Raw genomic sequence first — 26734 nt, 5'->3', positions numbered from 1 at the left:
AGCCAGATGTCCCAGCTCACGTGGCAGAAGTCCTCGTTCAGCAGCGGCGGCCAGGGCGAATGCGTCGAGGTGGCCACCGGTTCCGCCGGCCTCGTCCATCTCCGGGAGAGTGACGACCCGCAGGCCGTCATAACCACCACCCCCGCCGCGCTCCGTACGCTGCTCCACGCCGCGAAGGCCGGCGCCTTCGACCACCTCGCGCGCTGACGCGCCGCTAGCCGGCGGCCGCGTGGACCAGGACCTGCTGGGCCCGGACGAGACGGGACTCCATCACGTAACCGTGGCGCACGATGCGCGCGACGTGGCCCACCAGGTCGGGGCTGAGGGCCGGCACGGTGCCGACCGCCTCCTGGGTGGCGGGGTTGAAGACGCCCGCCTCGATCGGCATCCGCGTCATGCCGTACTTCTCCAGCACCGTGGACAGTTCGGCGCGGACGGAGTCGGCGAACGGGTCGGTCTCGCGCTCGACACGGTCGAGCAGCAGGACCAGGTCGTACAGCAGGGGCTGGACCGTGCGGCCCTCGGCGAGTTTGCGGGTGTGGTCGAGCTCCTGGTGGAGCTCCTCGACGGAGCGGCGGGTCTCCCGGTCGTTGAGCAGCCGGCGGCGGAACTGGTCGCCGAGCCCGGCGACCTCCTCGCGCAGCCCGTCGACCGCGTCGGCGACGACGTTGAGCACGTCAGGGGCCGGAGGCGCGGGCGGGGCGGCCGGCGGCGCGGGCGCCTCCGGTTGCGGTGGCGGCGGAATGCTCATGGTTTGCTCCAGTCCGGCTCGACGGCGTTGGGGGGCAGTGACTTGCGGGCGTGCCACCAGCGGGGCTTCCAGCCGAGATAGGCGAGGACCGCGATCAGGGCGAACACCAGCAGGGAGCTGAGGACGCCCCCGATTCCGTCGTCGGGCAGGGCGACGCCGACGATGATGAAGATCAGCGCGACACCGAGCATGCTCTTGCGGCCGCGCCAGGCCTTGTGGGTCGCGTAGAGCGCGGCGGCCCGGTCGGTGTAGAGCTTCTGCACGAGTTCCTGGTCGGTGGGCTGGACGGCGAGCGCCTGGTCCACGATGCCGTCGATGCGGCGGGCGGCTTCGGCCGAGGTGATCAGCCGCTGCCGGGTGAAGGGGTGGTAGGTCTTGGCGCCCTCGGCGCGGAGTGACCAGATGGCGCTGATCTGGTTCCGCAGCCCCGCGTGCTCCGGCTGCTCGGTCAGCGCGCGCTCGTAGTGCTGGAGGGCCTCGTCGTACCGGCCGGCCGCGTACAGGGCGTCACCGGCGTAGATGCGGTAGTCGACGTTGTCCGGCTCCAGCGAGCAGGACTTGAGGTGCCAGGTGATCGCGGTCGGGAGGTCGTTGACCGCGCGGCTGGCGGTGCCCATCAGGGAGTGGGTGTACGCGTTGCGCGGCGCGAGGGTGATCGAGCGGCGGAACTCCTGGATGGCGGCGGCGGTGTCCCCGGCGTCCAGGTGCAGCGCCCCGAGCAGCTGCCAGGCGTCGGCGTTGGTGTCGTCGAAGTGGACCGCCTGCTGGGCCTCGTAGAGGGCGGCGGCGGGGTTGCCGCGCCGGACCTCCGCGCGGGCGGCCTCCAGCCAGTCCCGGGTCCGCGGGGCGTCCCCGCCCTGCTGATTGGGGACGGACTTGCCGCCGGAGCGCTGCTGCGGCTTCGGCTCAGGCGCACGCAGCCGCTGCGTGCGACGGGCGTCGTACGCGGCCCGGCGGGCCGGGTCCACGAGCTCCTTGCGGGCCTCGGTGAGCCGGGCGACCTGGTCCTCGGCCTCGCGGCGCTTGTCCGCGCTCGGCGCGCGGCTGGCCTTGCCCGCCCACGCGCGCTGCTGGACGTCGAGCTTCCTGCCGATCTCCTCGGCGCTGTCGGCGGGATCGAGCTCGAACTCGGCGTAGTAGTCCCGGAATTCGCCGGTGCTGGTCATGGGGTTGAAACTCCGGTCAGAGGGCGGCGCGAAGGATCGGGCGTGTGCGGAGTTCAGAGCGCGGAGATCCGCGCGACCCGGTCGCTGAGCGCGTCCAGTTCCTGGGAGGTGAGGTTGTCCAGCCGCTCGACCTCGAACTCGCCGAGCCACTTGCCGCTGGTGCCGTCCTTGACCTCGACGTGGATGATCCCGTCGACGTCGTAGGAGTAGAAGACCTCGAACGGTGCGCCCACCGGGTACGGCGGGATCTGCAGGGTGCTCTCACCGACGACCTTGACGTAGTCCAGGTCCTCGCCGTCGCCCTCGGTCACGGCGACGCGCAGCTTCGTCTGCTGGTTGGCGAGCGTGTGGAAGGTGTCGCTGCGGCGGGTGGGGACCGAGGTGTTGCGGGGCACGATGATCGAGTTGTACTGCAGCGAGTGGTCGTGGTCATGGGTGGCCACCATGCCGAGGGACTGCGAGGTGACGTCCTTGATGGACTTGATCTTGCCCTTGGTGAGCCGGGCGAGCCCGTCGCCGGGCGACGTCTCCACGGCGGCGCCGCTGCCGATGTACTTCTTCTTCTCCTGGGCCTGCTCGCCGCGCACCTGGGCGTCGAGGCCGACCAGCGCCGCCCCGAGGGCGACGACCTCGTCCTGGTTGATGCCGCGCTCGGGGTCCTTGCCGGAGAGCCGCTTCACCAGGTCAGCGACCATCGGCATCCGGGTCGAGCCGCCGACCAGGAGCACCCGGTCGATGGCGGCCCAGGTGAGCGAGGCGTCCGCGAGGACGCCCTCGGTGATGATGCGGGTGCGGTCCAGCAGGTCCGCGCTGAGCTCCTCGTACTTCTCGCGCGTGATGCGGATCTGCTCGTGCCGCCCGTCGGCGGAGAGCATGACGACGGCCTGCGGGGCGTTGGACAGGGTGCGCTTGGCGATCTCGGCCTTGTCGCGGAGTTCGGCGAGCAGTGCGCCGTCGTCGGTGAGGTCGCGCCCGCCGGCGGCGGTGAACGTCCCGTTGAGGTGCTCCATCAGGACGCCGTCCCAGTCGAAGCCGCCCAGGTTGCGGTCGCCGTCGGTGGCGATCACGTCGTAGTCGCCGTCCACGACGCGCATCACCGTCACGTCGAAGGTGCCGCCGCCGAGGTCGTAGACCAGGACGGTGCCGATCTCCTCGCCGTCGTCCGCGCGGTCGAGCCCGTAGGCGAGCGCGGCGGCGGTGGGCTCGTTGACGATGCGCAGCACCTCGAAGCCGGCGATCTGGCCGGCGTCCTGGGTGGCCCGGCGCCTGGCGTCGTCGAAGTAGGCGGGGACGGTGATGACGACCTGGTCGACGGGCTCGCCCAGCATCATCTCCGCGTCCTCGCGCAGTCGCTTGAGGACGAGGGCGGAGATCTCCTCGGGGCGGTAGGCGACACCGGACTCGGAGGTGTAGATGGCGTTCGGCTCGCCCATGTAGCGCTTCGCGAACTGGATGACGTGGTCGGGCGCGGTCATCGCCGAGCGTTTGGCCTGGGAGCCGACGACGACCGTGTCGCCCTGGAACATCACCACGGACGGGGTGATGTTCTCCCCCTCACGGTTCCGGACGATGGTGGCCGCACCCGAGGCGTCGGCCACCGCCATCGCGGAATAGGTCGTTCCGAGATCGATCCCCAAGACACGCGCCACAGCACTCTCCCCGTTGTCGGCCGTTCCACCGCACGGGACATGATGCCGTGTCACGTATCGGGCCCGCCAGGCCCTTTGAAGATCGGGGCGGGGCTGGAGGGTCCGGTGGTGCTGGTGGGATCAGAGCGGGACGCGTGGGGGGGCCGGTGGGGTCGGGCGCTCGGGTCAGGCGCTGCCCATCGCGCGGGTCAGCGCGATCTCGATGACGACGCGGTCGGGGTTGAAGGCGGGCGTCCGTGCGTAGCGCTCGGCGTAGCGGCGGACGGCGTCGGCGATGCGCTCCGGATCGGTGCTGACGGTCGCGACGCCCTCCAGGGTCGCCCAGCGGCCCTTGTCGACCTGGCAGGCGGCGACCCGGGCGCCGTCGGGCCCGGCGGCCAGGATGTTCGCGACCTTGCGGCTCGCCTTGTTCGTGATCACGCGGGCGAGGCAGGCCTCGGGGTCGTAGGTCACGCCGACCGCGACGACGTGCGGGCTGCCGTCGGGCCGTGGTGTCGTGAGGGTGCACAGGTGATATTCGCGCCAGAAGGACAGGTACGCGGATTCGGGGTTGCGTAGGTCTCGGGCCATGAGAATGCACGCTACGCCATGGGAATCGGCGCTACCGTTCCAGGGTTGAGTGCCATAGACTCAACTTGACTGAGTGATCCGACAGGAGGTTCAGGTGGCCGTGGAAGCGGAGCTGACCAACAAGAGCCGGGAAGCGCTGAACACCGCAAACGCACACGCGGTGTCCGCCGGGAACCCGGACCTCACCCCCGCACATCTGCTGCTCGCCCTGCTGGGCGGAGCCGACAACGAGAACATCGTGGACCTGCTGGCGGCGGTCGGCGCCGACGCCGCGGAGCTGCGCGCGGGCGCCGAGCGGCTGGTCGCCGCGCTGCCCGTCGTCCAGGGCGCCACGGTCGCGCCCCCGCAGGCCAACCGGGACCTGCTGGCGGTCGTCGCGGACGCGTCGCAGCGCGCGAAGGACCTCGGGGACGACTACATCTCGACCGAGCACCTGCTCATCGGTATCGCCGTCAAGGGCGGCCAGGCCGGCGACCTGCTCAACCAGCGGGGCGCCACGGCGAAGAAGCTGCTGGACGCCTTCGAATCCGCCCGTGGAGGGCAGCGCGTGACCAGCCAGGATCCCGAGGGCACCTACAAGGCGCTCGAGAAGTACGGCACGGACTTCACCGCCGCCGCCCGCGAGGGCAAGCTCGACCCGGTGATCGGCCGGGACCAGGAGATCCGCCGGGTCGTCCAGGTGCTGTCCCGCCGAACCAAGAACAACCCGGTGCTGATCGGCGAGCCCGGCGTCGGCAAGACCGCCGTCGTCGAGGGCCTCGCGCAGCGCATCGTCAAGGGCGATGTGCCCGAGTCGCTGCGCAACAAGCGGCTGGTCTCGCTCGACCTCGGCGCGATGGTCGCGGGCGCCAAGTACCGCGGCGAGTTCGAGGAGCGGCTCAAGGCGGTGCTCTCCGAGATCAAGGAGAGCGACGGCCGGGTCATCACCTTCATCGACGAGCTGCACACGGTCGTCGGCGCGGGCGCCGGCGGCGACTCCGCCATGGACGCGGGCAACATGCTCAAGCCGATGTTGGCCCGCGGTGAGCTGCGGATGGTCGGCGCCACCACGCTCGACGAGTACCGCGAGCGCATCGAGAAGGACCCGGCGCTGGAGCGCCGCTTCCAGCAGGTGATGGTGGCCGAGCCGTCCGTCGAGGACACCATCGCGATCCTGCGCGGCCTCAAGGGCCGGTACGAGGCGCACCACAAGGTGCAGATCGCGGACTCCGCGCTGGTCGCCGCCGCCACCTTGTCCAACCGCTACATCACCGCCCGTTTCCTCCCGGACAAGGCCATCGACCTCGTCGACGAGGCTGCCTCCCGGCTCCGGATGGAGATCGACTCCTCGCCCGTCGCGATCGACGAGCTGCAGCGCGCCGTGGACCGGCTGCGCATGGAGGAGATGGCGCTCAAGAACGAGACGGACCCCGCCTCCGTCCAGCGGCTGGAGAAGCTGCGCAGGGACCTCGCCGACAAGGAGGAGGAGCTGCGCGGCCTGACCGCCCGCTGGGAGAAGGAGAAGGAGGGCCTCAACCGCGTCGGCGCCATCAAGGAGAGCCTGGACGAGGTGAACACCGACATCGAGCGCGCCCAGCGCGACGGTGACTTCGAGGCCGCGTCCAAGCTGCTCTACGGCGAGAAGCCGCGGCTGGAGGCCGAGCTGGCCGAGGCCACCGAGGCCGAGGCGGCCGCCGCCAAGGACACCATGGTCAAGGACGAGGTCGGCCCGGACGACATCGCCGACGTCGTCGGCGCCTGGACCGGCATCCCGGCCGGCCGGCTGCTGGAGGGCGAGACCCAGAAGCTGCTGCGCATGGAGGAGGAGCTGGGCCGCCGGCTGATCGGCCAGACCGAGGCCGTCCGCGCCGTCTCCGACGCGGTGCGCCGCTCGCGCTCGGGCATCTCCGACCCCGACCGGCCGACCGGATCGTTCCTCTTCCTCGGCCCCACCGGCGTCGGCAAGACCGAGCTGGCCAAGGCGCTGGCGGACTTCCTCTTCGACGACGAGCGCGCCATGGTGCGTATCGACATGAGCGAGTACGGCGAGAAGCACTCCGTCGCCCGGCTCGTCGGCGCCCCACCCGGCTACGTCGGCTACGAGGAGGGCGGCCAGCTCACCGAGGCCGTCCGGCGGCGCCCGTACAGCGTGGTGCTGCTCGACGAGGTCGAGAAGGCGCACCACGACGTCTTCGACGTGCTGCTGCAGGTGCTCGACGACGGCCGGCTCACCGACGGCCAGGGCCGCACGGTCGACTTCCGCAACGCGATCCTGGTCCTGACGTCGAACCTCGGCAGCCAGTACCTGGTCGACCCGGTGCTCGGGGACGCGGAGAAGAAGCAGAGCGTCCTGGAGACGGTGCGGATGTCCTTCAAGCCGGAGTTCCTGAACCGGCTCGACGACATCGTCGTTTTCAGTGCGCTGAACAAGGAGGAGCTGCGGCACATCGCCCGGCTGCAGACCGACCGGCTCGCCGAGCGGCTGCGCGACCGCCGGCTGGTCCTGGACGTCACCGACGCCGCCCTGGACTGGCTCGCGGACGAGGGGAACGACCCGGCCTACGGCGCGCGGCCGCTGCGCCGCCTCGTGCAGACCGCGATCGGCGACCCGCTCGCCCGCGCGATCCTGTCCGGCGAGGTCGTCGACGGCGACACCGTCCGGGTCGACCGGGCGGGGGAGGGGCTGATCGTCGGCCCGGCGCCGTCCCTGTCCAAGACGGTCTGACACCGCCGCCCCCGGCGCGGATCCGCCGGGGGTTGCCAGACCCCTCGGCGGATGGGGGAGGATGGAAGGAATCCGTACGAAGGGAACTCACGGTGAGCATCGATCCGTCCTCGATTCCTAATTTCGGGGGCCAGCCGGACCCCGAGCAGAACGGCCCCGCCGCCAGCGCGGTCATCCCCGACCAGGACCTGGTCAAGCAGCTGCTCGAACAGATGGAGCTGAAGTTCGTCGTCGACGACGAGGGCGACCTCGCCGCGCCGTGGGAGGAATTCCGCGCGTACTTCATGTTCCGCGGTGAGGAGGACCAGCAGATCTTCGCGGTCCGCACTTTCTACGACCGGCCGTACACCGTCGATGACAAGCCGCAGCTGCACGAGGTCATCGACGACTGGAACCGCCGCACCCTGTGGCCGAAGGTCTACACGCACACGCACGACGACGGCTCCGTCCGTCTGATCGGCGAGGCGCAGATGCTGATCGGCCTGGGCGTCAACCTGGAGCACTTCGTCTCCAGCACGGTGAGCTGGGTACGCGCCTCGATCGAGTTCGACAAGTGGGTCGTGGAGACCCTCGGACTGGAGAAGGACGTGGACGCCGACGGCGGCGACAAGGGCGACGAAGGCACCAACGGCGACGACGTCTGACGCAGCCAGATCTTGGATCTTGGATCTTGGGTTGTGGAGCGTTGGATCAGATCGGCGCGGAGACGACCGTCAGCAGGTACGTCCCGTAGAAGAACGAGAGCCCGGCCAGCGCGGCCACCGCTACGGCGGCGGTGCGCGGCCGGGCTTTCGACAAGGCCAGCGCGGCCGGGACGAGCAGCGGGAAGGCCGGCAGCAGGAAGCGCGGCTTGGATCCGAAGTAGTGCGAGCCGCCCAGCGCGATGAGGACGAGCACCGCCGCGTAGAGGGCCAACGGCAGCGGGATCCGCTGCAGCAGCGCCAGTACGAGCAGGAGCAGCGCGGCCGCGCCGATCGCGGCGACCATGTAGCCCATGAGCTGGTCGCGGTCGAGGATCAGATGCCTGACGTACTCCAGGGCGTTGCGGCCGAAGTCGAACTGCGAGCCCCAGCGGCGCTGCACGTCGAAGTACCCCAGCGGCCGGCCCGTCTGCAGGCCCACCCAGCCGACGTAGCCGCACCAGCCCAGCGGGGCGACGAGCGCGCCCACCCAGGCCGCCCGGTCCTGCGGCAGCCCCTCGCGGTGGCGGCGCCAGGCGTCGGCGGCGACGCCCGCGGCGACCGCGGCCACCACCGCGATGCCGTTCGGACGCGCCAGCCCGGCGAGCACCGCGAGCCCGCCCGCGCCGAGCCAGCGCCGGGTGAGCAGCGCGTACAGCGCCCAGGCGGCGCAGGCGGTCAGCAGCGACTCGGTGTACGCCATCGTCAGCACGACGGAGTGCGGCAGCAGCCCCCACAGCAGCACCAGGCAGATCCCGGCCCGCCGGCCGTAGAGCCGATCACCGATCGCGAAGATCCCCCAGGCGGCCAGGGCGGCCGCGCTCCAGGCGATCAGCAGGGCCGCGTTGACCGGACCGATGGGCAGGACCGTGGAGACGGTCCTGATCAGCGCCGGGTAGAGCGGGAAGAACGCCAGATCGCTGAAGCTCATGCCCTGGGCCGTGGCGGACGGGAAGAACGTCCCGTAGCCCCATTCGGCGATCCGCTCGTACCAGCGAGCGTCCCAGCTCTGCCCGAACAGGCTGCGCGGATGCAGCCCGGCCCGCAGCGCCCACGCCGTCACCAGCACGGCGCCGACCAGCCGGGTCGCGGCGAAGAGGAGCAGGGCGGGGGCGGCCCGGCGCAGGGAGTCGCGCAGGGCGAGGGCGCGGCCGGGCGGCGCGGCGGGTGCGGGGTGCGCCTCGGTGGTCGGACTGGACGAGACCGGCTCGGCCGTGTGCACCGTACCGCTCCTTTCGGGCCCGGTCGGGGCACCGTCGGGTCCGCCCGGCTCCGCTCGGAGCGGCGGGTATGACGGTACGACTATGCGGTGACCGCCCTTCGGCTCTCGCGCTCCCGGGCGTACGCCGTCTCGCATTCCACCCGCTTGGCGGACCTCCCTCGCCGGCCGGGCCCGCCGGGCCGGTTCGCCCCGGTCCCGCCCCCACGGGCGGCGCCCGCGGCTTATCGTGAGCCGTCGGTCGGGAGCTGTCGGTCGTGAGTCGTCGGTCGTGGGCCGTGTGTCGTGGGCTGTCCGTCGTGGGCTTTCTGCCGTGGCTCGGCGAAGCGGGTTCAGGGAAGTGGGGAACACATGGGTGAGTGGAGTCCGGCCGCGCGGGTGCGGGGCGTCGGAACGTCGATCTTCACCGAGATGACGGAGCTGGCCAGAAGGACCGGGGCCGTCAACCTGGGGCAGGGAGTGCCCGAGCTGGCGAGCCCCGCGACGCTGCTCAAGGACGTGGCCGACGCCGTGCTCGCGGGCAACAACCAGTACCCGCCCGCCGTCGGCTTCCCGGCGCTCCGCACCGCCGTCGCCGAGCACCAGCTGCGCCGCTACGGGCTCGAGTACCGGCCGGACGGCGAGGTGCTGGTCACCACCGGCGCCACCGAGGCCATCGCGGCAGCGCTGCTCGCGTTCTGCGACCCCGGCGACGAGATCCTGGCCTTCGACCCCTGCTACGACGCCTATCCCGCCGCCGCCCGGCTCAGCGGTGCCACGCTGGTCGGCGTCCCGCTGGAGGCCGACGGCGACGGCTTCGTCATGAACGCCGACGCGCTGCGCGCCGCCGTGACGCCCAGGACCCGCGTCCTGGTGCTCAACACCCCGCACAACCCGGTGGGCAAGGTGTTCACGGCCGCGGAACTGGACGCGATCGCCGAGGTCTGCCGGGAGCACTCGCTCATCGTGGTGACCGACGAGGTGTACGAGCACCTGGTCTACGACGAGACGCCGCACCGCACGATCGCGGCGCTACCCGGCATGCGGGAGCGGACGCTGATCATCTCCTCGGCGGGCAAGACCTTCAACGTCACCGGCTGGAAGATCGGCTGGATCTGCGGTCCCGCCCCGCTCGTCGCCGCCGCCGGCTCCGTCAAGCAGTTCCTCACCTACGCCTCCGGCACCCCCTACCAGGAGGCGCTGGCCCGGATGCTCGGCTCCGTCGAGGAGTGGGCGGCGGAGCTGCGCGGCACCCTGCGCGCCAACCGCGACCTGCTGAGCGACGGGCTGAAGCAGGCCGGCCTGCGCCCGTACCGCGCGGAGGCCGGGTACTTCCTGCAGGCGGACGTACGGTCCTGGGGCTACCCGGACGGCGTCACCTTCTGCCGGGAACTGCCGGAGCGGGCGGGCGTGGTCGCCATTCCGACGTCGGCCTTCTACCAGGGGCAGGACGCTCCTTCCTGGCTGGTCCGATTTTCCTTCTGCAAGCGCGAGGAATCGGTACGCGCCGCCGTCGACCAGCTGGTGCGGGCGCGCTGAGCAGTTTCGAACCTCTGGACTTCCTCAACTCTGCTTTCGAGTGGATTCGGCGGGGGCATCACCGTCGCACGAAGAAAGTCACAGCTCACGAAGACGGGGGGCGGGGAAGATGCGCGCATTCCTGATTGGTCTGGTCGCACTGGTCGTCATCATCGCCGTAGCGGTGCGACTGAGGAACCTGAGCCGCACGGTGAACCTGAGCAAGGCGCGGGGGCGCGGACGGGGCCGGGCGAGCGCGGCGAGCACGGGCGCCGGGTCGGAAGGCGGCAGCTGGTGGGCGTTCGGTGGCTCCGACGGGGGCGGCTCCGGCGGCGGTCACCACGGCGGGGGCAGTCACCACTCCTGCGGCGGCGGACATTCCTGTGGCGGCGGATCGTCCTGCGGGGGCGGGTCGTCGTGCGGGGGTGGCGGCGGCTGTGGCAGCAGCTGATCGTTGGAATTGCATGTGGCTCATGCCCATTCGCATATGCGCCCGGTGGAAGTGTCACCCGCCGGGCGCAGTTGTGGTGAACACCTGAACCGATACGCGCTCCTGGGGATGTAAAGCGCGCGCAGATGGGTAAAAAGGCTGAAGGCACCCGGCGTTTCATGATTCCGTATCTACCGGACCCCACGTGGGCACGAGCCGACGCACGTTCCCGCCAGATCCACCAACTGGTGCGGGTCGGCCCATCATCCACTGCGTGCTTGCGGAGCCGACCCATGCTCACCACTCTCCAGACCGCTTACACCGATACCCGTGCCGGAGACCTGGCCTGGTGCCTGGGCAGGGAAGCGCTCCCCGCGCTCGCCGTGCTCGACCTCCAGCTCAGCGGCACCGACCAGTCTCCCGTGCAGGTGCAGATGCGCCTGCTCGGCGCCTCCCACCAGGTACTCATCGATTCCGAGGGCGGCAGTTGTTCGGAAACCGTCGCCTGCATCCCAGGAAGTCAGACTCCGCTCCCTTTTGGCGTCGCCAAACGCATCGGGACATGGGACTACGAATTCGCGGCACGCGTCGAGACGTTGTCGCGCGGCTCCTTCGCGGGCCGGGCGCAGGAACTCCTCGCGCTCGTCGCGGATCACCCGCAGGGTCTCGCGGGCACCTTTCCCGGCGATCCGCACGCGTTCACCGCGATGCTCGTCCAGCACAGCGAGGGCAGCGTCCGCTGGCGCACCTGGCACGCGTACCCGCAGGAAGGGCGCCTGGTGGCAACGCGGTCGCGCATCAGCGTCCTTCCGTAGCCGGACAGTTGACGGCGGGCGGCGGGCAGCGGACCTGAAGTGGGCATTCCGCGGCCGCCTACGGCTGCCCGCGAGGGTCGGCGGCGGCGCTCGGAGCGCACTTTTGCGAGCCGTGGTGGTACTCATCGCGCCGTCAAGTGCCGTCAAGTGCCGTCAAAAAGCACCCCTGTGGGTGACAAATGCGACCGCAGGCCTGACATAGCGTTCATTCATGATCGACCAGTCAAGCCGCACATCCGCCGTGCGGCTCCCCGTACCGGTCGGCCCGGCCCGTGCGCTGGTCCTCGCCGCCGTCTTCGTCTGCGCCGCCTGCGGGCTGATCTACGAGCTCGAACTCGTCGCCCTCGCCTCGTACCTCGTCGGTGACTCCGTCACCCAGGCCTCCGTCATCCTGTCGGTGATGGTCTTCGCCATGGGCGTCGGCTCCCTGCTCGCCAAGCGGATACGGTGCGTCGCGGCCGTCGGGTTCGCGGGTGTGGAGGCGGCGCTCGCGCTGGTCGGCGGGCTCTCGGTGATGGCGCTGTACGCGTGCTTCGCCTGGTTCGGGATGGCGCGTCCGGCGATGATCGCCTGCGCGTTCGCCATCGGTGTGCTGATCGGCGCCGAGATCCCGCTGCTCATGACGCTCATCCAGCGGATCCGCCGACAGGACGCGAGCGGCGCCGTCGCCGACCTCTTCGCCGCGGACTACGTCGGCGCGCTGGCCGGCGGGCTCGCCTTCCCGTTCCTCCTGCTGCCCGCGTTCGGCCAACTCACCGGCGCGCTGGTCACCGGCGCGGTGAACGCGGTCGCGGGTGCCGCGATGGTGCTGTGGCTGTTCCGCGGCGACCTGACCCCCAGCGCCCGCAACTGGCTGCTCGTCGCCAACCTCGGCGTGCTGGCGGTGCTCGGCGGCGCCGCTCTCACGGCCGGACCGTTCGAGACAGCCGCGCGGCGCGCGGTCTACGGGGGCGATGTGCGCGTCGCCGAGCAGACCGACGTCCAGGAGATCGTCCTCACCGGCGGGGCCGGCGCCCCCGTGCAGCTCTTCTTCGACGGGCGGCTGCGGGTCTGCGGAGCCGACGAGTTCCGCTACCACGAGGCACTGGTGCACCCGGCGATGGCCGGCCCGCACTCCCGCGTCCTGGTCCTCGGCGGCGGCGACGGCCTCGCCGTGCGCGAGGCGCTCCGCTACCCGGACGTCACCTCGGTGACCGTCGTCGACCTCGACGGTGAGCTCGTCCGGCTCGCCCGCACCGATCCCGACCTCGTCGCGCTCAACCGGCAGGCCTACAGCGATCCGCGGGTCCACACCGTCACCGCCGATGCCTTCGACTGGCTCCGGGCCGGCACTCCGGGGCCGTACGACGTGATCCTCGCCGATCTGCCCGACCCCGGGATCTCGCGCAGCGCCAAGCTGTACTCCGAGGAGTTCTACGGCCTAGCGGGCCGCGCGCTGGCCCGGGACGGGCGGCTCGCCGTGCACGCGGGCTCACCGAACGCGGCCCGGCACAGCTATTGGACGATCGACGCGACGCTGCGGGCCACGGGGCTGCGCACCGTGCCGTACCTGACCGGCGGCCGGGACTGCGGGCCGCCGTCCGGGCCGGACCGCTGGTCCGGGAAGGCCGGTGGAGGCCCCACGGACTGGGGCTTCGTGCTGGCCGCCCGTACCGAGCCCGAGCTGCGGCTGGCCCCGGACGCACCGCCGCTGCGCTCCCTGTCGGCGGCGAGCCTGCCGGGGCTGCGGCAGGCCGCCTGGGCATCGCGCGAGAGCGGACTCACGCCTTCCACGCTGATGCGGCCGCGGGTGGGCGGCTGACCGGGGTGGCGGGCGGGTCGGCTGCCGGGGCGGCTGCCTGGGTGGATGACGGGGTGGCTGACCGGGTGGATCCCTGTGTGGTGCCTGGGGTGGCTGACCGGGTGGATCCCTGCGTGGTGCCTGGGGTGGATGACCGGGGTGGATGCCCGCATTCGGGGCACGGCTCCGGTCGCCGGCCATACCGTGCGGCGCGACCCGGTGACCTGGGCGCCCGACGGTCGGTAGGCTCCCCGCATGGAGCATGAGGTGTTCGTTCCGGTTCTGGCGGAAACCATTCGGCAGGCGCTCGCCGACCCGGCCCGCGTCGCCGCGAGCCTGCCCGGGTGGCAGCCCGACCCCGGCGGGGACGTTCTCACCGGCCGGCTGCGGGTGCGCGCCGGCGGTTCGACGATCACCTACCGCGGCGCGCTCCGCGTCACCGAGCGCGCCGGCGGGTTCTCCGTCGAGGGCGAGGGCACGGAGGCGCGAGGCAACGGCACCGTGAAATTCACCCTCGGAGTGCTCGTCGAGGAGGCCGACAAGGCCGTCCCCGGCACGATGCTGTCCTTCACCGGCACCGCGGCCACGATCGAGGGGCGGCTCGCCACGTTCGACGGCCCCGCCCGCGAGACCGCGGCCCGCCGTCTGCTCGACCGCTTCACCGCGGAACTGACGGCCGGCCTCCCCGGAGTGCCCGAGGAACCCGATGTCGTCGACGGTCTCGACGGTGCCGACGACGGCGGGGAACCGGAAGAGGCCGAGGAGATCGCGCTGGTCGAGGTGGACCTGAACGACGTCGAGGTGGAGGTCGAGGTGGAGGTCCCCGAGACCGCGGCCGAGCTCGACGACCTCGAACCCCCGGCCGAGGCCGCCCACGCCCGCCGCACCATGATCGGCCGCAGCGCCGAGGAGGTCGACCACGCGCCGCCCCGCGGCCGTTACGCCCCCGCGCCCTCCGCGGCGACCACCTCCACCACCGCCACGCTGCGCTGGGCGGCACCCGCCGCCGCGGTCCTGGTGGCCTCCGCGGTCGTCGTGGGCCGGGTGCTGCGCCGCCGCCGGTGACGTCGCCCGGGTCGGTGTCGCTGTTGGTGTCAGCTGGGTTCGCGTCGCCGTGTCGTCCGCAAGGCTCGCGACGTGCGCAACGGCGGCCGTGCCGCCCGTGATCCGCCGGACAGGCCCTACGCTCATAGGGTGACGACTGGGAAGAAACTGACGGCGGGCGACGCCGAACTGACCGTGGTGCCGCAGGACGGGTGCCGGATCGCCTCGCTGACGGTCGGAGGGACCGAACTGCTGCGCCAGGGCGACCGGTACGGCTCGTTCACCATGGTTCCGTGGTGCGGCAGGACCGAGAACGGACGCTTCCGCAACGGCGGAATCGTTCACCAACTGCCGGTGGACGCGCCTCCGCACGCGATCCACGGCACCGGCCGCCACACCGCGTGGCGCGAGGCGCCGGGCGGTACGGACTCGGCGGCGTCGTACTACTTCGACCTGGCCGACCCGTGGCCGTATCCGGGCCGTGTCACGCAGACCTTCGAACTGGGCGAGAACGAGCTGCGGATGACCCTGTCGGTGGAGGCCGCCGGTGACTCCTTCCCGGCCCAGGCCGGCTGGCACCCCTGGTTCCTGCGCAACCTCGGGCAGGGCGGCCGCGACGCCGAGGTGGACTTCACCCCGGAGTGGCAGGAGGAGCGCGGCGACGACCATCTGCCGACGGGGAAGCGGACGCAGCCCAAGCCCCGGCCGTGGGACGACTGCTTCGGCATGCCGGACGGCGTGGATGTGTCGCTGACCTGGCCCGGCGAGCTGCGGGTGCGCGTGACCAGCCCGGCCGAATGGGTCGTGGTCTACGACGAGCAGCCCGAGGCCGTCTGCGTCGAGCCGCAGTCCGGGCCGCCGAACGGACTCAACACACTGCCGCGCCTCGTCACCCCGATCGATCCGCTGGAGATCGGGACGGTCTGGTCCTGGGAGCGGCTGGGCTGATTCCGCCGAGCCGATCGCGGCGGCTAATCTCGACGCTATGAGTGACGTGCGCGAGGCCCTGCTGCAGCAGATCAAGGACAAGGCCGTGGTCCACGGCAAGGTGACGCTTTCCTCCGGGCTGGAGGCCGACTTCTACGTCGACCTCCGCCGGATCACCCTGGACGGCGAGGCGGCGCCGCTGACCGGCCAGGTGATGCTGGACCTGACCAAGGACCTCGACTTCGACGCCGTCGGCGGGCTGACGCTCGGCGCCGACCCGGTGGCCGGCTCGATGCTGCACGCGGCCGCCGCCCGCGGCCGCCGGCTCGACGCGTTCGTCGTCCGCAAGGCGACCAAGGCACACGGCATGCAGCGGCGGATCGAGGGCACCGAGGTCAAGGGCCGCCGGGTCCTGGTCGTCGAGGACACCTCGACCACCGGCGGCTCGCCGCTGACCGCCGTCGAAGCGGTGCGCGAGGCCGGCGGCGAGGTCGTGGCCGTCGCCGTCATCGTCGAGCGCGGCGCCGCCCCCGCGATCGAGGCGGCTGGCCTGCCCTATCTCGCTGCCTACTCGCTGGCCGACCTCGACCTCGGCTGAGCCTCGTCTGCTGCGGAGAACCCGTCTGACCTGCGGATTTACCGGCCCCCTGAACGTTCCACGTGGAACGTTCAGGGGGCCGTCGCATGTGAGGTGTGCACCGAGGTGGTGTTCGAGCGGGTCTCTGGGAGGATGGTGCCGACAAAGACGTCGTACCGCAGTATCAGGACCCGCACATCACGAGGAGCGGACAAATGCCCATCGCAACCCCCGAGGTCTACAACGAGATGCTCGACCGGGCGAAGGCAGGCAAGTTCGCCTACCCGGCCATCAACGTGACCTCGTCGCAGACGCTGCACGCCGCGCTGCGCGGCCTGGCCGAGGCGGAGAGCGACGGCATCATCCAGATCTCCACCGGTGGTGCGGAGTTCCTGGGAGGCCAGTACAGCAAGGACATGGTCACCGGCGCGGTCGCGCTGGCGGAGTTCGCGCACATCGTGGCCGAGAAGTACCCGGTCACCGTCGCGCTGCACACCGACCACTGCCCGAAGGACAAGCTGGACGCGTACGTGCGTCCGCTGCTCAAGATCTCGCAGGACCGCGTCGCCGCCGGCCGCCTGCCGCTCTTCCAGTCCCACATGTGGGACGGCTCGGCGGAGAACCTCAACGACAACCTCGCCATCGCGCAGGAGCTGCTCGCCGAGGCCGTCAAGGCCAACATCATCCTCGAGGTGGAGATCACCCCGACCGGTGGCGAGGAGGACGGTGTCTCGCACGAGATCAACGACTCCCTCTACACCACCGCGGACGACGCGTTCCGTACCGTCGAGGCCCTCGGCCTGGGCGAGAAGGGCCGCTACCTGCTGGCCGCCTCCTTCGGAAACGTGCACGGCGTCTACAAGCCGGGCAATGTCGTGCTGCGCCCGGAGATCCTCAAGGAGCTCCAGGTCGCGGTCGCCGAGAAGCACGGCAAGGCCAACGCCTTCGACTTCGTCTTCCACGGCGGTTCGGGCTCGACGATCGAGGAGATCAACGAGGCCCTGGAGAACGGCGTCGTCAAGATGAACATCGACACCGACCTGCAGTACGCCTTCACCCGCCCGGTCGCGGACCACATGTTCCGCAACTACGACGGCGTACTGAAGGTCGACGGCGAGGTCGGCAACAAGAAGGTCTACGACCCCCGTGTCTGGGGCAAGGCCGCCGAGGCGGGCATGGCCGCGCGCGTCGTCGTCGCCGCCGAGAACCTGCGTTCCGCGGGCAACAAGATCAAGTAAGCAGCAGCACGGCACGACCGCTCCACCGCTCCACCGCTCCCCAGGAGCACCGCTCCGCAGCAGCCCTCCGGGCCCGCCGTTCCGGCCCGGGGGGCTGCTTGCCGTCCCGGACAGGGCAGACTGGAACCCATGGCCATTCACAAAGACCTTCTCGGGGGACCACCCCCGACCCATCTGCCCGACGACCCGGAGCCGCGCGAGCTGCTCGCCTCCGGCACCGCGCCCTCCGAGGTAGCCGCGAAGTACCCCGCCTCCTCCCTGGTCTGGGCCCAGCTCGCCGACGACGCCTTCGAAGCGGGCCACGTCGTCGAGTCGTACGCCTACGCGCGCACCGGCTACCACCGCGGCCTGGACGCGCTGCGCCGCGCCGGCTGGAAGGGCCACGGCCCGGTGCCGTTCGAGCACGAGCCGAACCGCGGCTTCCTGCGCGCGCTGCACGCCCTCGCCCGCGCGGCGCAGGCGATCGGCGAGCAGGAGGAGTACGAGCGCTGCTCGTCCTTCCTCCGCGACAGCTCGCCGACCGCGGCTGACACGCTCAGCTGATCCCGCGAGCCCTCCCGGCCGACCGCCGATTGCCCCCGAACTGAAGCAAAAACGGACAAGAAATTCACGCGACTTGGCGTTCCACCGAACCCATGTGTGATTGTGAGCGTCATTGTCTGTGAGCACCGTGGGAGCAGTCGGCGGCCGGGGAGGCCGCCACTCCGGCGGCGCCTTCAGGGGGAGCTTTGACGCATCACGCACCGGCGGCACGTGGCGACCGACAGCGAGGTCCCGGCCGACGGCAGAGCCGGAGCCAGGCCACGCGTCGGCGCCGGCGCGCCCAACGGCGCATGCGGCTGCTGATGACTCTCACCGTGCTGGCCGTTCTGATCGGCGGCGCCGCCGCATGGTGGAGCGGCGGCCCGGACGACGTAGCGGACGCGTCGGCCCCGACCGCGCCCCCCGCCCCGTCCTCCCCGGCCGCCACCACGCCGAAGGACGCTCCCCCGAGCACCGCCCCCAAGGCGTCCAGGAGCCCGTCGTCCGCCTCTGCGAAAGTCGTCGACAAGACGTCCGTGCCGAAGTCGGGGCCCGGCACCTTCAAGGCGGGCAAGGGCAAGGGCAGCGGCTCCACGGTCGGCCAGGGCCTCATACGTACGTACCGGGTCCAGGTGGAGGACGGCATCCAGCTCTCCGCCGACGAGGTGGTGGACGAAGTGGGAGCGATTCTCGCCGACCCCCGCAGCTGGGCCCATGACGGCAAGCACGGCTTCCGCCAGGTGTCGTCCGGCAGCGCGGACCTGGTCATCCGCATAGCCACGCCCGACACCGCCGACGCGCTCTGCCTGGCGGCCATCCATCTGGACACCGGGAACGAGCTGAACTGCGAGGTCCCCGGCGGTGTGGTGGTGAACCTCCGGCGGTGGATCCTGGGCTCGCCGACGTTCACCGGGCCCATCTCGGAGTACCGCGCCCTGATCATCAACCATGAGGTCGGGCACAGCCTCGGCCACGGCCACGAGGGCTGCCCCGGCCCCGGCGAACTCGCGCCCGCGATGATGCAGCAGATCAAGGGCCTCAACGGCTGCAAAGCGAACGCCTGGCCGTACGACCGGCAGGGGCACTACATCAGCGGCCCGCCCGTGACCTGAGACCCTTGCCGAATCTCCGCACTCGACAGATGATCTCGGCGAGGCCCGGCGACCCCGGGCCCCGGATCCTGAAGGGAACGGAAATGTCCGAAACACCGGCCGAGAGTCCGGAGACCCCGAACCTCGACTTCCAGGGCACCACCCCTTACGAGGACTACGTCCAGGCGGATGTCCTCACCCATCTTCAGCACACCCTCTCCGACGACCCCGGCGAGATGGTCTTCCTGGTCACCACCCAGGTCATGGAGTTGTGGTTCACCGTCCTCGTCCACGAGTGGCACACCGCGGGGCAGGCGCTCCGCGAGGACGACATCCCGAGGGCGATGGCGGCGCTCAAGCGCAGCACCTACGAACTCGAATCGCTCAACGCCTCCTGGAAGCCGCTCGCGCACCTCACCCCCGGCCAGTTCAACGCCTACCGCAGCGCGCTGGGCGAAGGCTCCGGGTTCCAGTCCGCGATGTACCGGCGGATGGAGTTCCTGCTCGGCGAGAAGTCGGCGTCCATGCTCGTCCCGCACCGCGGCTCGCCTCGCGTGCACGCCGAGTTGGAGAAGGCCCTGCACGAGCCGAGCCTGTACGACGAGGTGCTCGGCCTGCTGCACCGGCGCGGCCACGACATCCCCGCCGAGCTCCTGGAGCGCGATCTCTCGCTGCGCTACGAGCCCGACCCGGCCGTCGAGCGGGCCTGGCAGCGGATCTACTCCGCCTCCGAAGCCACTCCCGAAGGATCCGCGGCCCTTCCCGGGGCCACCGCCGGTGACGCCGAGCTGCAGCGGCTGGGCGAGGCGCTGACCGAGGTCGCCGAGCTGGTCTGGCGCTGGCGCAACGACCATCTGGTGGCGACCCGCCGCGCGATGGGCTCCAAGACCGGCACCGGCGGCTCCGCGGGCGTGGCCTGGCTGGAGAAACGTGCCTCCAAGAACGTCTTCCCCGAGCTGTGGACGGCGCGCAGCCATGTCTGACGCCTCGCCGCGGGAACAGGCCGGGCAGCTCGACGCCGCCGACGGGCTCGCCAGGATCCGCGACCGGTTCACCCTCGACGAGACCGTCTACCTCGACGGCAACTCGCTGGGCGCCCTCCCCACCGCGGTCGCGCCCCGCCTGATGGACGTGATCGAGCGCGAATGGGGAAGCCTGCGCATCCGCTCCTGGGACGAGAGCGGCTGGTGGACCGCACCCGAGCGGATCGGGGACCGCATCGGCGCGCTGATCGGCGCGGCCCCCGGCCAGGTGGTGGCCGGCGACTCCACCAGCATCAACGTCTTCAAGGCGGTCGTGGCCGCCGTCCGGATGGCGGGGGACGACCGCACCGAGATCCTCGTGGACGCCGCGACCTTCCCGACCGACGGCTACCTCGCCGAGTCCGCCGCCCGGATGACCGGCCGTACCGTCCGGCCCGTCGAGGCCGGGGCCATGGCGGACGCCCTGAGCGACCGCACCGCCGTCGTGCTCGTCAACCACGTCGACTACCGGTCCGGGCGGCTGCACGACCTGCCCGGTACGACGGCCGCGGCCCACGCGGCGGGCGCCCTGGTCGTCTGGGACCTCTGCCACAGCGCGGGAGCGCTGCCGGTCGGCCTCGACGAGCACGGCGTGGATCTCGCCGTCGGCTGCTCGTACAAGTACCTCAACGGCGGCCCCGGCGCGCCCGCGTACCTGTACGTCCGCCGCGATCTGCAGTCCCGCTTCGACTCGCCGCTGCCGGGCTGGAACTCGCATGCCGACCCCTTCGGCATGACCCCCGGCTACACCCCGGCGGACGGCGCCGTCCGCGGCCGCGTCGGCACGCCCGACATCCTGTCGCTGCTCGCCCTCGACGCCGCGCTCGACGTCTGGGACGGAGTCGGGATCGCGGACGTACGGGCCAAGAGCCTGGCCCTGACCGACTTCTTCCTCGCCTGCGTCGAGCGGTACGTGCCGGCCGGCCGGGTCTCCTCGATCACGCCTGCCGCGCACGAACACCGCGGGAGCCAGGTCGCGCTGCGCTGCGACGACGCGGGCGAGGTCATGCGCCGCCTGACCGCCCGTGGCGTCGTGGGCGACTACCGGCGCCCCGACGTCCTGCGCTTCGGCTTCACCCCGCTCTACACGCGGTTCGCCGATGCAGAGCGCGCCGCGCGGGTACTCGCCGACGTGCTCCGCGAGGTCGACGACGAGGCCGGTGCGCGGACCGGAACAGAGGCCGGCGAAGCCGGCGCGACAACCGGCCACGACGCCGGCGAAGGGAACCGATAACCGATGCCCGCCTCCATGCCCGAGCACGCCGCCCACCGCGCACCTGCCCCGGCCGGTCCCGGCCCGGCGGACGCCGCCGCGAAGCGTGCGGAGGCGGAGGAGGCATCGGCCTTCGCGCACCCGGCCGTCCCCCCGGACATGACCGCGGCCTACGGCGAACTGCCCGACCAGATCGTCGACTTCTACCGTCCGCGTGTCGCGCCCGGTGTCCCCGCGCGGCCCGCGCCGCTCGTCGTCGTCCTGCACGGCGGCGCCTGGCGCGCGCGGTACGACCGCCGGCACATCTCGCCGTTCGCCGCCCACCTCGCCGGCCGCGGCTTCGCCGTCGCGTCGGTGGAGTACCGCCGCGGCGGCGAGGAGCCGCCGTCCGGCGGCGACGGCAGCGCCTACCCGCGCGAGGAGACCCCGCCGGCGGGCCGTTGGCCGGACACCCTCGACGACATCGCCACGGCCGTCGACGCCCTGCCCGCGCTCGCGGTGCGGGTGCTGGGCGCGGACAGCGTGGATCCGCGGCGGGTCGTACTCACCGGGCACAGCGCCGGCGGTCATCTGGCGCTGTGGGCCGCCGCCCGCAACGCCCTTCCGCTCGATTCCCCCTGGCATCGTCCATCGCCTCCCCCGTTGCGCGGAGTCGTCGCCCTCGCGCCGATCGCGGACTTCGCGTCCGCGATCCGGCTGCGCGTGTGCTCCGACGCCGTGGTGCAGTTCCTCGGCGGGCCCGACCACGTCACGGCGCGGCTGCCCCACGCCGATCCCGCCGCGCTGCTGCCCACCGGTATCGCCACAACCATCGTGCAGGGCACCACTGACAACGAGGTTCCGCCGCAGGTCGCGAGGGCTTTCGCGCAGGCCGCGGCGCTGGCGGGCGAGGAGGTCACCGAGGCGGTACTGGACGGCATCGGCCACTTCCCGCTGATCGACCCGGCCGCCGGCGCGTGCGCCGTCGTCGCCGAGGAGATCGCGCAACTCGCCTGGTAGCAGCCGGGCCGTTGACCGCCCCGGGCCGCCTTCCGGCGGATCGCGTAGTCCTTGAGACGGATGCCGCGAGATCGGCTGCGGTGTGGACGACGCGCCGGTGCGCGCTGCCTACTGTGTGAGCGTGACCGACATCAACCAGACCACCCTGCGGACCGAGCTCCGTATAGCCCGGAGCGCGCTGAAGGGGCTGCGTGACGACCTGATCACCGACGCCTTCGCCTTCCGCCCGCTGCCGCCGCGCTCCACCGACGGCACCTTCGTGAGCAGGCTCCCCGACCGGCTCCGCGACTCCTCGCGCTGGCTGCCGCACGCCTTTCTGACGGCTTCCGCCTGCTTCCTCATGCTGGTCGGCTACGAGTTCGAGAGCGAGCGGGGCGGATCGGGCCTGGCCGCCGCGCTCCTCACCGGGATTCCGCTCGTCACCGTGCTCTTCCGCCCGGTCGGCGCCTGGTGGTTGTCGCTCACGGCCGGCTTTCTCAGCGGCGCCGCGGGCATCCAGTTCTCGGAATGGCCGTGGACGGCGAGCGGATTCGTCTCGCACCTGGTGGTGATGGCCGTCGTCGCGATCCGTACGCGGCCCCGGGTGGCCGCGGAGATGTGGCTGATGACGACGCTTCTGGGCGCCGGGTTCGCGTTCATGAACCCCTCGCAGGAGTCGGACAGCTTCGCCATGTCGGTCGTCTCGTTCCTCGTCCTCCTCACCGTGGTGCTGGTCAGCGGGTTGCGTGAGACGCAGGCGAAGGTCGTCGAGCAGGTCGCGGTCACCCAGGTCGAGCGCTCGCGCCGCACCCTCCTGGAGGAGCGCACGACCATCGCCCGCGAGCTGCACGATGTCGTCGCGCACCACATGTCCGTCATCGCGATCCAGGCCGAGGCCGCGCCCTACCGCGTCGAGAACCCGCCGGACGAGCTGACCCGCAGCTTCGCGATCATCCGCGAGAACGCGGTGGCCGCGCTCACGGAGCTGCGCCGCGTCCTGGGTGTCGTCCGGGCCGACAATCCCGACGCCTTCGCCGACAGCGCCCCTGAGGCCCCGCAGCCCACCCTCGCCAACCTGGACTCGCTGCTGGCCAACGTCAGGGACACGGGCGCGGAGGTCGACAAGGTGGTGACCGGCGCCGTCCGGACGCTGCCGCAGGGCGTGGAGCTGTCCGCGTACCGGATCGTCCAGGAGGGGCTCAGCAACGCGCTGCGCCACGCTCCGGGCGCCGCCACGCGCGTCGAGATCGGCTACGTCCTCGGCGGCCTCGGCCTGCGGGTGGTCAACGGCCCGGCCACCGAGGAGGTCAGGCCCTCCCACGGCGCCGGGCACGGCGTGCTGGGCATGCGGGAGCGGGTGTCGATGCTGGGCGGCGAGATGACGGCGGAACCCACCGCCGAAGGCGGCTACGAGGTGACGGCCTTCATCCCGGTGGCCGCAGAACCGAAGCCGGAGCCGAAGCAGGAAGCTAAGCCGAAGCCGGAAGCGAAGCCCGGACCGAAGCCGAAGCCGGAGCCGAATCCGGAGCCGAAACCCGGCGCGAAGCCCGTGGCGAAGTCTGCCGGGGACCCCGTATGACGATCCGGGTGCTGATCGTCGACGACCAGATGATGGTCCGTGAGGGGTTCTCGGTCCTGCTCAACGCGCAGCCGGACATCGAGGTCGTGGGAGAGGCGGTGGACGGCCGGGAGGCCATCGCCCAGGTGGCCGCGCTACGCCCCGACGTCGTCCTCATGGACATCCGGATGCCCGAGGTCAACGGCCTGGAGGCGACCCGCGAGATCGTCGCCGCCGACGCCGATGCCAAGGTGCTCGTCCTGACCACCTTCGATCTGGACGAGTACGTCTACCAGGCGCTCCGCGCCGGAGCCAGCGGCTTCCTCCTCAAGGACGCCTCGGCGCGGCAGCTCGGCGACGCCGTACGGATCGTGGCGGCCGGTGAGGCGCTGCTCGCCCCGGCCGTCACCAAGCGGCTGATCGCCGAGTTCTCCCGACTCGGTACGCCCAGGCCGCCGGCCCAGGACCGGGTCGGCGACCTGACCGATCGCGAGACCGAGGTCCTCGTCCTCGTCGCCCAGGGCCTGTCGAACGCCGAGATCGCCGCGCACCTCGTCGTCGCCGAGTCCACCGTCAAGACCCACGTCAGCCGGGTCCTGGTGAAGCTCGGGCTGCGGGACCGCACCCAGGCCGCGGTGTTCGCCTACGAGGCCCGCCTGGTGACCCCGGGAGGCTGACGGGCCGGAATGGGTGCCTCCGAGGGCCACGGGCCCCGTAGGAGGCGCTCCAGGCGGTCTCAGGACGCGCCGAAGGCCCCGCCCCCGGTGAGGGGCGGGGCCTTCGGTATGCGGTGGGGCAGCGGACGGACCGGGTCCGTCAGCGGCTGCGCTTGGCGAGCCGCTCGACGTCGAGCAGGATCACCGCGCGGGCCTCCAGACGGAGCCAGCCGCGGCCGGCGAAGTCGGCGAGCGCCTTGTTGACGGTCTCGCGCGAGGCACCGACGAGCTGCGCCAGCTCCTCCTGCGTGAGGTCGTGCACCACGTGGATGCCCTCTTCGGACTGCACGCCGAAACGGCGCGACAGGTCGAGGAGCGCCTTCGCGACCCGGCCCGGTACATCCGAGAAGACCAGGTCCGACATGACGTCGTTGGTACGCCGCAGCCGTCGCGCGACGGCGCGCAGCAGCGCGGTCGCGACCTCGGGCCGGGCGTTCAGCCAGGGCTGCAGGTCGCCGTGGCCCAGGGCGAGGAGCTTGAGCTCCGTCAGCGCCGTGGCCGTGGCGGTCCGGGGGCCGGGGTCGAAGAGCGACAGCTCGCCGATCAGCTCGCCGGGGCCGATGACGGCGAGCATGTTCTCGCGGCCGTCGGGGGAGGTGCGGTGCAGCTTCACCTTGCCCTCGGTGACGACGTAGAGCCGGTCCCCGGGGTCCCCCTCATGGAACAGCGCGTCGCCACGCGCGAGCGTGACCTCGGTCATCGAGGCGCGCAGTTCAGCGGCCTGCTCATCGTCGAGCGCCGCAAAAAGCGCCGCGCGCCGCAGAACGTCGTCCACGAGCTCTCTCCTTGTCGACATCGCCGGATGATCCCCGTGATGCCCGCTGGCAAAACAGTGCGATCAATCACAAGTCTGTCTTATGTATCGCCGAGCACGTGCCCCGGGGGTCCGATTGGGGGTCGGTTCCTTGTGGTCAAGGGCGGATGTCAGTGCCGAGCCTTAGGCTGGCCGGGTGTCTGATACGCCGAGTTCGCAGAAGAAACGGCAGGGTGGGACCGCCGAACGGGTGATCCGGACCCCTGATTCCGCTGTGAGCGAACAAGCTTCGCTCAAGCCCGCCAAAAAGCCGGAATCACGCATCGCGCTGGTCCGCCGGGCGCGGCGGATCAACCGTGAGCTCGCCGAGCTCTACCCGTACGCCCATCCGGAGCTCGACTTCGAGGACCCGTTCCAGCTCCTCGTCGCCACGGTCCTGTCCGCGCAGACCACCGACCTGCGGGTGAACCAGACGACCCCGGGGCTTTTCGCCGCCTATCCGACGCCGGAGGACCTGGCGGCGGCCGAGCCGGAGGCGCTGGAGGAACTGATCCGGCCGACCGGCTTCTTCCGGGCCAAGGCGAAGTCGCTGCTGGGCCTGTCCGCGGCGCTGCGCGACCGGTTCGACGGCGAGGTGCCGGGCCGGCTGGAGGACCTGGTCACGCTGCCAGGAGTGGGCCGCAAGACGGCGAACGTCGTCCTGGGGAACGCGTTCGGCGTCCCCGGGATCACCGTCGACACCCACTTCGGCCGGCTGGCCCGTCGCTTCGGCTGGACGACCTCCGAGGAGCCGGAGAAGGTCGAGCAGGAGGTCGGCGCGCTCTTCCCGAAGAGCGAGTGGACGATGCTGTCGCACCGGGTGGTCTTCCACGGCCGTCGTACCTGCCACTCCCGCAAGCCCGCCTGCGGCGCCTGCCCGATCGCCCCGCTCTGCCCGTCGTACGGCGAGGGCGAGACCGACCCGGAGAAGGCGAAGAAACTCCTGAAGTACGAGCTGGGCGGCGCCCCCGGCCAGCGCCTGAAGCCACCGTCCGACTACCCGGGCGACCCGGCGCCCGCACTGGGCGTCCCGGCAGGCACCACGGCCATGACGCAGGGGAGCGAATGACGACCACACGTGGCGGCGAGGCGGCCGTATCGATCCAGGGCCTGCCCCAGTGGCTGCATCCGGTGGCCCGTGCCGCGGGAGACGTGCTCCCCGAGCAGCTCAGCCGGTTTCTGCCGCCCCCGTCCGGCCGGGGGCGGCAGTCGGCCGTGCTGATCCTCTTCGGCGAGGGCGAGCACGGCCACGACCTGCTGCTGATGGAGCGCTCGACGTCGCTGCGGTCGCACGCCGGCCAGCCGTCCTTCCCCGGCGGTGCGCTCGACCCCGAGGACGGCGATCCCGAGGGCGAGGGCCCACTGCGCGCGGCCCTGCGCGAGGCGGAGGAGGAGACCGGCCTCGACCCGTCGGGCGTGCAGATCTTCGGTGTGCTGCCGCGGCTGTACATCCCGGTCAGCGAGTTCGTCGTGACCCCCGTGCTCGGCTGGTGGCGCACCCCCAGCCCGGTCGGCGCGGTGGACCAGGCGGAGACCGCCCGGGTTTTCCGGGTCCCCGTGGCGGATCTCGCGGACCCCGCAAACCGGGCGACGATGACGCACCCCAGTGGCTTCCGCGGCCCGGCATTCCTGGTCGAGGGCGCGGTGGTCTGGGGCTTCACAGCCGGTCTGATCGACAAGATTCTGCACTTCGCGGGCTGGGAGCAGCCCTGGGACCGGGGCCGGACGGTGCCGCTCGCATAGGACGGCATGAGACCGTGTGCTCGTGCTGTGTCTTCCTGGGGGGCACCCCCG

General features: G+C 71.6%; 25 protein-coding genes. 19 read left to right on the top strand and 6 right to left on the bottom strand.

Annotated elements, in window-relative coordinates; translation table 11 throughout:
- Window positions 1–6: 6 nt before the first annotated feature.
- Entirely contained in the window at window positions 7–207 is a 201-nt protein-coding gene (locus AC07DC_RS07370) for a DUF397 domain-containing protein (protein WP_478912794.1), read from the top strand.
- Window positions 208–214: 7 nt separating this feature from the next.
- Here the strand turns inward: AC07DC_RS07370 and grpE are convergent, their stop codons facing one another.
- The 4 genes from grpE to AC07DC_RS07350 all read right to left on the bottom strand — a co-directional run bounded on the left by grpE (window position 215) and on the right by AC07DC_RS07350 (window position 4136).
- A complete protein-coding gene (gene grpE, locus AC07DC_RS07365) occupies window positions 215–751 on the bottom strand; it encodes a nucleotide exchange factor GrpE (RefSeq protein WP_478912792.1) in 537 nt (178 codons plus the stop codon).
- Entirely contained in the window at window positions 748–1917 is a 1170-nt protein-coding gene (locus tag AC07DC_RS07360; RefSeq protein WP_478912790.1) for a tetratricopeptide repeat protein, read from the bottom strand. The genes grpE and AC07DC_RS07360 overlap by 4 nt, the downstream gene beginning before the upstream one ends.
- 53 nt (window positions 1918–1970) lie before the next feature.
- Complete coding sequence (locus AC07DC_RS07355) at window positions 1971–3566, bottom strand: Hsp70 family protein (RefSeq protein ID WP_478912788.1); 1596 nt, start codon at window positions 3564–3566, stop codon at window positions 1971–1973.
- A gap of 165 nt (window positions 3567–3731) precedes the next feature.
- A complete protein-coding gene (locus tag AC07DC_RS07350) occupies window positions 3732–4136 on the bottom strand; it encodes a pyridoxamine 5'-phosphate oxidase family protein (RefSeq protein WP_478912786.1) in 405 nt (134 codons plus the stop codon).
- A 100-nt stretch (window positions 4137–4236) separates the two neighbouring features.
- On the opposite strand from AC07DC_RS07350, the gene clpB reads away from it, so the two are divergent.
- The gene (gene clpB / locus AC07DC_RS07345) at window positions 4237–6840 is read left to right on the top strand and encodes an ATP-dependent chaperone ClpB (RefSeq protein ID WP_478914051.1); all 2604 of its coding nucleotides are present in this window, start codon (window positions 4237–4239) and stop codon (window positions 6838–6840) included.
- A 92-nt stretch (window positions 6841–6932) separates the two neighbouring features.
- Entirely contained in the window at window positions 6933–7484 is a 552-nt protein-coding gene (locus AC07DC_RS07340; RefSeq protein ID WP_478912784.1) for a type III secretion system chaperone family protein, read from the top strand.
- Between the two features lie 46 nt (window positions 7485–7530).
- Here AC07DC_RS07340 and AC07DC_RS07335 read toward each other — a convergent pair whose 3' ends face one another.
- Window positions 7531–8742 carry a hypothetical protein gene (locus AC07DC_RS07335; protein ID WP_478912782.1) on the bottom strand — a complete coding sequence of 404 codons (1212 nt, stop codon included), beginning with the start codon at window positions 8740–8742 and terminating at the stop codon, window positions 7531–7533.
- A gap of 348 nt (window positions 8743–9090) precedes the next feature.
- Here AC07DC_RS07335 and AC07DC_RS07330 point away from each other — a divergent pair, with 348 nt between their 5' ends.
- From AC07DC_RS07330 to AC07DC_RS07265, 14 genes are all read left to right on the top strand, one after another.
- A complete protein-coding gene (locus AC07DC_RS07330) occupies window positions 9091–10257 on the top strand; it encodes an aminotransferase class I/II-fold pyridoxal phosphate-dependent enzyme (protein ID WP_478912780.1) in 1167 nt (388 codons plus the stop codon).
- A 702-nt stretch (window positions 10258–10959) separates the two neighbouring features.
- Window positions 10960–11481 carry a DUF2617 family protein gene (locus tag AC07DC_RS07325; RefSeq protein ID WP_478912778.1) on the top strand — a complete coding sequence of 174 codons (522 nt, stop codon included), beginning with the start codon at window positions 10960–10962 and terminating at the stop codon, window positions 11479–11481.
- A gap of 211 nt (window positions 11482–11692) precedes the next feature.
- A complete protein-coding gene (locus AC07DC_RS07320) occupies window positions 11693–13282 on the top strand; it encodes a polyamine aminopropyltransferase (RefSeq protein WP_478912776.1) in 1590 nt (529 codons plus the stop codon).
- A gap of 234 nt (window positions 13283–13516) precedes the next feature.
- Entirely contained in the window at window positions 13517–14326 is an 810-nt protein-coding gene (locus tag AC07DC_RS07315; protein WP_478912774.1) for an SRPBCC family protein, read from the top strand.
- Window positions 14327–14455: 129 nt separating this feature from the next.
- On the top strand, window positions 14456–15253 hold the full coding sequence (locus tag AC07DC_RS07310; protein WP_478912772.1) for an aldose epimerase family protein: 798 nt from the start codon (window positions 14456–14458) through the stop codon (window positions 15251–15253).
- Window positions 15254–15290: 37 nt separating this feature from the next.
- Window positions 15291–15830 carry an orotate phosphoribosyltransferase gene (gene pyrE, locus AC07DC_RS07305; protein ID WP_138357064.1) on the top strand — a complete coding sequence of 180 codons (540 nt, stop codon included), beginning with the start codon at window positions 15291–15293 and terminating at the stop codon, window positions 15828–15830.
- Between the two features lie 194 nt (window positions 15831–16024).
- On the top strand, window positions 16025–17047 hold the full coding sequence (gene fbaA, locus AC07DC_RS07300) for a class II fructose-bisphosphate aldolase (protein WP_478912770.1): 1023 nt from the start codon (window positions 16025–16027) through the stop codon (window positions 17045–17047).
- 129 nt (window positions 17048–17176) lie between these two features.
- Window positions 17177–17590 (top strand): DUF3151 domain-containing protein, encoded by a 414-nt coding sequence (locus tag AC07DC_RS07295; RefSeq protein WP_478912768.1) that lies wholly within the window; start codon window positions 17177–17179, stop codon window positions 17588–17590.
- 302 nt (window positions 17591–17892) lie between these two features.
- Window positions 17893–18681 carry a DUF3152 domain-containing protein gene (locus tag AC07DC_RS07290; protein ID WP_478912766.1) on the top strand — a complete coding sequence of 263 codons (789 nt, stop codon included), beginning with the start codon at window positions 17893–17895 and terminating at the stop codon, window positions 18679–18681.
- 83 nt (window positions 18682–18764) lie between these two features.
- Entirely contained in the window at window positions 18765–19643 is an 879-nt protein-coding gene (locus AC07DC_RS07285) for a tryptophan 2,3-dioxygenase family protein (RefSeq protein WP_478912764.1), read from the top strand.
- Window positions 19636–20916: a kynureninase gene (kynU, locus tag AC07DC_RS07280; RefSeq protein WP_478912762.1), complete on the top strand. Its 1281-nt coding sequence runs from the start codon at window positions 19636–19638 to the stop codon at window positions 20914–20916. The genes AC07DC_RS07285 and kynU overlap by 8 nt, the downstream gene beginning before the upstream one ends.
- Before the next feature lie 15 nt (window positions 20917–20931).
- Window positions 20932–21894, top strand: coding sequence for an alpha/beta hydrolase (locus tag AC07DC_RS07275; protein WP_478914049.1), 963 nt, complete (start codon window positions 20932–20934; stop codon window positions 21892–21894).
- A gap of 121 nt (window positions 21895–22015) precedes the next feature.
- Window positions 22016–23452 (top strand): sensor histidine kinase, encoded by a 1437-nt coding sequence (locus AC07DC_RS07270; protein ID WP_478912760.1) that lies wholly within the window; start codon window positions 22016–22018, stop codon window positions 23450–23452.
- Entirely contained in the window at window positions 23449–24108 is a 660-nt protein-coding gene (locus AC07DC_RS07265) for a response regulator (protein ID WP_478912758.1), read from the top strand. Before AC07DC_RS07270 ends, AC07DC_RS07265 begins: the two co-directional genes overlap by 4 nt.
- A 139-nt stretch (window positions 24109–24247) precedes the next feature.
- On the opposite strand, the gene AC07DC_RS07260 is transcribed toward AC07DC_RS07265, so the two are convergent.
- Entirely contained in the window at window positions 24248–24922 is a 675-nt protein-coding gene (locus tag AC07DC_RS07260; RefSeq protein WP_138357072.1) for a Crp/Fnr family transcriptional regulator, read from the bottom strand.
- A 253-nt stretch (window positions 24923–25175) separates the two neighbouring features.
- Here AC07DC_RS07260 and nth point away from each other — a divergent pair, with 253 nt between their 5' ends.
- Both nth and AC07DC_RS07250 read left to right on the top strand, forming a co-directional pair.
- The gene (gene nth / locus AC07DC_RS07255; protein WP_478912755.1) at window positions 25176–26009 is read left to right on the top strand and encodes an endonuclease III; all 834 of its coding nucleotides are present in this window, start codon (window positions 25176–25178) and stop codon (window positions 26007–26009) included.
- On the top strand, window positions 26006–26683 hold the full coding sequence (locus tag AC07DC_RS07250) for an NUDIX hydrolase (protein WP_478912753.1): 678 nt from the start codon (window positions 26006–26008) through the stop codon (window positions 26681–26683). Before nth ends, AC07DC_RS07250 begins: the two co-directional genes overlap by 4 nt.
- Window positions 26684–26734: the final 51 nt, after the last annotated feature.

The organism is Streptomyces sp. NPDC045021, assembly GCF_056432645.1.
Note: the sequence above shows the minus strand (reverse complement) of the source record. Positions and strands in the feature narration are given on the sequence as shown.

What these genes read in the sequence shown, in the direction of transcription:
- fbaA (WP_478912770.1), top strand. Translation starts at nt 16,025, where the DNA reads ATGCCCATCGCAACCCCCGAGGTCTACAACGAGATGCTCGACCGGGCG.
- AC07DC_RS07275 (WP_478914049.1), top strand. Translation starts at nt 20,932, where the DNA reads ATGCCCGAGCACGCCGCCCACCGCGCACCTGCCCCGGCCGGTCCCGGC.
- AC07DC_RS07325 (WP_478912778.1), top strand. Translation starts at nt 10,960, where the DNA reads ATGCTCACCACTCTCCAGACCGCTTACACCGATACCCGTGCCGGAGAC.
- AC07DC_RS07320 (WP_478912776.1), top strand. Translation starts at nt 11,693, where the DNA reads ATGATCGACCAGTCAAGCCGCACATCCGCCGTGCGGCTCCCCGTACCG.
- AC07DC_RS07330 (WP_478912780.1), top strand. Translation starts at nt 9,091, where the DNA reads ATGGGTGAGTGGAGTCCGGCCGCGCGGGTGCGGGGCGTCGGAACGTCG.
- kynU (WP_478912762.1), top strand. Translation starts at nt 19,636, where the DNA reads ATGTCTGACGCCTCGCCGCGGGAACAGGCCGGGCAGCTCGACGCCGCC.
- AC07DC_RS07290 (WP_478912766.1), top strand. Translation starts at nt 17,893, where the DNA reads ATGACTCTCACCGTGCTGGCCGTTCTGATCGGCGGCGCCGCCGCATGG.
- AC07DC_RS07285 (WP_478912764.1), top strand. Translation starts at nt 18,765, where the DNA reads ATGTCCGAAACACCGGCCGAGAGTCCGGAGACCCCGAACCTCGACTTC.
- AC07DC_RS07265 (WP_478912758.1), top strand. Translation starts at nt 23,449, where the DNA reads ATGACGATCCGGGTGCTGATCGTCGACGACCAGATGATGGTCCGTGAG.
- AC07DC_RS07350 (WP_478912786.1), bottom strand. Translation starts at nt 4,136, where the DNA reads ATGGCCCGAGACCTACGCAACCCCGAATCCGCGTACCTGTCCTTCTGG.
- AC07DC_RS07360 (WP_478912790.1), bottom strand. Translation starts at nt 1,917, where the DNA reads ATGACCAGCACCGGCGAATTCCGGGACTACTACGCCGAGTTCGAGCTC.
- AC07DC_RS07295 (WP_478912768.1), top strand. Translation starts at nt 17,177, where the DNA reads ATGGCCATTCACAAAGACCTTCTCGGGGGACCACCCCCGACCCATCTG.
- pyrE (WP_138357064.1), top strand. Translation starts at nt 15,291, where the DNA reads ATGAGTGACGTGCGCGAGGCCCTGCTGCAGCAGATCAAGGACAAGGCC.
- AC07DC_RS07315 (WP_478912774.1), top strand. Translation starts at nt 13,517, where the DNA reads ATGGAGCATGAGGTGTTCGTTCCGGTTCTGGCGGAAACCATTCGGCAG.
- AC07DC_RS07250 (WP_478912753.1), top strand. Translation starts at nt 26,006, where the DNA reads ATGACGACCACACGTGGCGGCGAGGCGGCCGTATCGATCCAGGGCCTG.
- AC07DC_RS07370 (WP_478912794.1), top strand. Translation starts at nt 7, where the DNA reads ATGTCCCAGCTCACGTGGCAGAAGTCCTCGTTCAGCAGCGGCGGCCAG.
- grpE (WP_478912792.1), bottom strand. Translation starts at nt 751, where the DNA reads ATGAGCATTCCGCCGCCACCGCAACCGGAGGCGCCCGCGCCGCCGGCC.